The sequence below is a fragment of the Streptomyces sp. SID11385 genome (genome assembly GCF_010548245.1).
Taxonomy (GTDB): domain Bacteria; phylum Actinomycetota; class Actinomycetes; order Streptomycetales; family Streptomycetaceae; genus Streptomyces.
In genome coordinates, this window is the sequence record NZ_JAAGLR010000665.1 from 1 (window position 1) to 4,677 (window position 4,677).

Here is a 4,677-nt window from a genome sequence, read left to right on the forward strand (position 1 = left end):
CGGCGGGCCGCGCGCGCGACGTGGGCGGCGTCGCCGCGCACGACGGCGGGGTCCTCGGTCGTGGAAAGGGCCTCGGCGGCGAGAGCGACGCCGTGCAGGGTCTTGGCGACGGTGTCGTGCATGTCCCGGGCGAGACGGGCGCGTTCGGCGGCGAGCGCTTCGGCGACGGCGAGGCGCTCGCGGGTCTCGGCGAGGGTCGTGCTCGCGGCGAGGAGGCGGAGCACGAAAGTGCGCAGGGTCGCGCCCGCGACGGCGGCGGCCAGGCAGAAGCCGGCGACGAGCATGACCCCGGCGCGGGGCGCGGCGGGGGGTACGGCGAGGGCGGCGAGGATCGCGAGCTGGAGGGCGGTGAAGAAGACGGCCCAGCGGCGGGTGTAGAGGAGGGCGGCGAGGAGGGGCGTCGCGAGGGCCGCGTAGCCGAGGGGTGAGGCGGGCGTCGCGACGAGGAGGAGCACGGTCGTCGCGGCGAGGTCGACGGCGAGGAGGGCGGGGTGGCGGAGCAGGAGCGGGACGACGCGCTCCCAGTGGCGCAGCACCGCGTACGAGCCGAGCAGGCTCAGGACCGCGGCGGTGACGGCGAGGGCGCGGGAGGCGCCGGGCTCCGCGGAGCGCAGGGCGAACGGGATGCCGAGCGCGAGGACGGCGAGGCGCGCGCCGATGACGTGGCGGCACAGCGCGGCGAGGGCGTGGGCGGGGGGCGGGGACGGAGGGACGGGGAGTGCCGCGGCGGGTGCGGGCGGGGCGGGGGCGTGCGGGGTCTCGCGCGTGCCCTCGTGCACGTCCTCGTGCACGTCCTCGTACGGGGCGCCGGTGTGGCGATCGTCGCGCGGGTCCTCGCTCGGGCCCCCGTGCGGGTTGCGCGTGCCGGCCGTCTCGTACGCGGCGTAGCGGCGTGCGTGCCGTTCGGTCGTTCCGGTCGGTGGTGTCACGTGTCGCTCACCCGCCCAGGATCGATCCGAGGTCGGACCCGGAGCCGAGGAACATGCCGGTCGCGATGAGGATCATCGTGGCGGGGAGCATGAAGACGAGGGTGACCATGGTGGCCTTGGGGATGGTCTTCGCGGCGCGGCGGCGGGCCTGCTGGGCGTCGGTGCGGCGCATGTCGGTGGCGATCTGGATGAGGGTCTCGGCGATCGGGGAGCCGAGTTCCTCGCCCTGCTGGAGGGCGGAGACGAACTGGGCGACCTGCTCGGAGTTGTTGCGGCGGCGCAGTTCGTCGAATGCCTGGCGGCGGCTCACGCCCATGTCCATCTGCCGCAGGGTGATGCGGAGTTCGTCGGCCCAGGGGCCTTCGTACTTCTCGGCGACGCGTTCGAGCGCCTGCCGGAAGCCGAGGCCCGCGCTGACGACGACGGCGAGGACGTCGAGGAAGTCGGGGAGGGTGCGGTCGATGACGTCGCGGCGCTCCCGTACCGCCTGCCAGATGGTCGCGTCGGCGGCGACGAGGCCGAAGCCGAGGGCGAGGAAGGCGAAGAGCGGGGAGCCGTAGCTCGCGAAGATCGCGGCCATGAGGAGGCCGAAGATCCCGTAGACGGCGCGGCGGGCGGCGTAGCGGTCGAGGGTGAGGCCGCCGGGGTTGCCGGCCATGTCGATGCGGCGGCGCTTGGCCTCGACGCGGCGCGGGCCCATGAGCCTGAGCACGTAGGGGGCGAAGCGCAGGCCGAGGCGGTCGACCGCGGAATCGGCGGCCTTGACGCGGGTGGAGCCGACCTCCAGGGCGAGCGCGAGGTCGTCGGGGAGTTTGGCCTCGCCGCGGTACATGCGCAGGCCGAGGAGGACGCCGCCGACTCCGGCGGCCATGAGGAGGGCGAGGAGCAGGCCGAGGGTCGCGGTGCTCATGGGGCGGTCCTTCCCGTGCGGCACGGGTGCGGTCGGCGGGGCTCGGCGCGGCGGGACTCGGCGCGGCGGGACGCGGCGCGTTCGGGCTCGGCGTGGCGGGTGGGTCGGCGGTTCATACGTCGATCCTTCCGAGGCGGCGGATGACGAAGAAGCCGACGGTGTAGAGCCCGAGCGAGAGCAGGATGAGGAACTGGCCGAGTCCGGAGCCGGTGACGCGGTGGAGGGCGCCGTCGTTCTGGGCGTTGACGAGGAGGAGCGAGCCGAGCCCGAGCGCGGGGACCGTGAAGGCGGTCGCGTTGACCTCGGAGAGCATCGTGCGGACCTCGCGCCGGGTCTCCTTGCGTTCCTCCAGGGTGACGGTGAGGTTGCGCAGGGAGCCGACGACGGTGCCGCCCGCCTTGTTGGAGAGCACCAAGGTCGTGACGAGGACGACGAGTTCGCGCGAGGGGAGACGGCGCGAGAGTTCGTCGAGTGCTTCGTCGATGGAGCGGCCGAGTGCCAACTGGTCGGCCACGTTGCTCAGTTCCTCGCCTGCCGGGTTCTCCAGTTCCTCGGCGGCCATCGCGAGGGCGGTGCGCAGGGCGAGACCGGCGGCCGTGGCGTTGGCGAGGAGGCGGGCGACGTCGGGGAGCTGGCTGATGAACGCCTCGATGCGCTTGGCCCGCTGCCAGTTGAGGAAGGCGTACGCGGACCAGGCGCCGACGAGGGCGGCGATGGGGCCGAAGAAGGGCGCGAGGACGGTCGCGGCGACGGTCCACAGGACGGCGAGCCCGGCGGCGGCGTACAGGGTGAACTCGCCTGCGGAGAGCGGGAGTCCCGTCGCGGAGAGGCGGCGGTGCAGGGCGCGGCCCGCGCGGGTGCGGCGGACGGCGCGGTCGAGCCCGGCGAGGCGGCGGGAGCCCTTCGTACGGGTGCCGAGGTGGCTGTCGCCCGCGAGCCGGTCGACGAGGGCGTCGCGCTCGGCGCGGCCCTGCGCCATCAGGCGCGCGGCGACGACGAGGAGTATCCCGGCGAGGAGGGTCGCGGCGAGGGCGAGGACGGCGGGACCGTTGCTCATGCGGGGGCCTCCTCGTACGAACGGCGGTGCTGCGGCGTGGTGTTGAGCTGTGTGTCGCGGCGGTGGGCCGGGGTCATCCGCGCGCCTCCCTCGTGTGCCGGGCGAGTACGTCGTCGGGGGCGACCCCGTAGGCCGCGGGCAGCACTTCTCCCGCGAGGTGCAGCTTCTCGGCGGCCGAGCGGGGCAGCGGCAGGTGCCGGTAGGCGCCGCGCACGACGCGGTCGGCGGTGAGCGGAGCCGTCTCGAAGCGGGTGACGGTGGTGATGCGGAAGGGGTCGTGGCCGCGCGAGGTGAGGAGGGCGATCTCGGTGATCTTCCGGGAGCCGTCCGCCTGGCGGCCCAGTTGCACGACGACGTCCACGGCGGAGTTGATCTGGTCGCGCAACGCCTCGAAGGGGATGCTGACTTCGGACATCGAGCCGAGGGTTTGCAGGCGCATCAGCGCGTCCTCGGCGGAGTTGGCGTGGACGGTCGCGAGGGAGCCGTCGTGGCCGGTCGACATGGCCTGGAGCATGTCGAGGGTCTCGCCGCCGCGCACCTCGCCGACGATGATGCGGTCGGGACGCATCCGCAGGGAGTTGCGGACGAGGTCGCGGATGGTGATGCGGCCCTTGCCCTCGACGTTGGGCGGGCGGGACTCCAGGCGGATGACGTGGGCCTGCTGGAGCTGGAGTTCGGCGGAGTCCTCAATGGTGATGATGCGCTCGTGCGCGGGGACGATGCCGGAGAGCGCGTTGAGCAGGGTCGTCTTGCCCGTGCCCGTACCGCCCGCGACGATGATGTTGAGCCGGGCGCGGACGAACGCGGCGAGCAGCAGCAGCATTTGCTCGTCGAGCGAGCCGAGGCCGATCAGCTCGGGGAGCGTGTAGACGCGCGGGAAGCGGCGGATGGTGAGGGTGGCGCCGGTGAGGGCGAGCGGCGGGATGATGACGTTGACGCGCTCGCCGCTCGGAAGGCGCGCGTCGACCATCGGATTCGACTCGTCCACACGGCGGTTGACCGTCGAGACGATGCGCTCGATGGTCTGCATGAGCTGGTCGTGCGAGGCGAATCGGAGCGGGAGGCGTTCGACGCGGCCCGCGCGCTCGACGAAGATCGCGTCGGGCCCGTTGACCATGATCTCGGTGACCGAGGCGTCTTCGAGGAGCGGTTCGAGGATGCCGAGGCCGAGTGCCTCGTCGACGACGCGCCGGATGAGGCGGCTGCGTTCGGACGTGGAGAGGACCGGGCCTTCGCGGCTGATGAGGTGGCCGAGCACGCGTTCGAGGCGGGTGCGGCGCTCGCTCGCGGAGAGCGCGGACATCTCCGCGAGGTCGATCTCCTCCAGGAGCTTGGCACGGTATCCGGCCACGAGGCGGCCGTCTTCGAGGACGCCTTCGTCCTCGGGCGCGGAGATGCGGGAGCGCAGGCTCACGGCAGGGTCACCTCCCCGGTGTCGTCGTTGGGCATGGTCGCGGAACGGGTGACGGTCCAGCCGTTGCCGACGAAGGGCAGCAGGGTCGGCACGCGGACGGCGACGGTGTACGTGGTGGTGTCGCCGCCTCCGCCGGGCGTGACGGTGGCGTCGAGCCCGTCGGTCATCGCGGCGCGGGCCGCGGCGACCCCGTTGCCGCCCTCGGCCTGCGAGGCGACGCGTGCCCCCGCGCGGGCGCCGGTCCCGGCCTGGTTGGCGGCGAAGCCGACGAGGCCGAGCTGGATGGCGGCGAGGCCGATGAGGAGGAGCACGGGGAGGAAGCCGGCGAATTCGAGGATGGAGCTGCCTCGGTCGTCGCGCGGGCGGC

At 73.6% G+C, this 4,677-nt stretch carries 5 protein-coding genes; all 5 read right to left on the reverse strand.

Features of this window, described 5'->3' with window-relative positions; genetic code table 11:
- The coding region (locus tag G3I42_RS38450; protein WP_343244605.1) for a histidine kinase at positions 1-929 on the reverse strand (929 nt) is incomplete at its 3' end.
- A gap of 7 nt (positions 930-936) precedes the next feature.
- Positions 937-1,839 (reverse strand): DUF5936 domain-containing protein, encoded by a 903-nt coding sequence (locus G3I42_RS20360; protein ID WP_164287935.1) that lies wholly within the window; start codon positions 1,837-1,839, stop codon positions 937-939.
- A 112-nt stretch (positions 1,840-1,951) separates the two neighbouring features.
- Positions 1,952-2,896, reverse strand: a complete 945-nt coding sequence (locus G3I42_RS20365) for a type II secretion system F family protein (protein WP_164287937.1) — start codon at positions 2,894-2,896, stop codon at positions 1,952-1,954.
- 73 nt (positions 2,897-2,969) lie between these two features.
- On the reverse strand, positions 2,970-4,310 hold the full coding sequence (locus G3I42_RS20370) for a CpaF family protein (protein WP_164287939.1): 1,341 nt from the start codon (positions 4,308-4,310) through the stop codon (positions 2,970-2,972).
- Positions 4,307-4,677 (reverse strand): TadE family protein (locus G3I42_RS20375; RefSeq protein WP_203607067.1); only part of this gene is annotated, 371 nt, incomplete at its 5' end. The genes G3I42_RS20370 and G3I42_RS20375, both read right to left, overlap by 4 nt.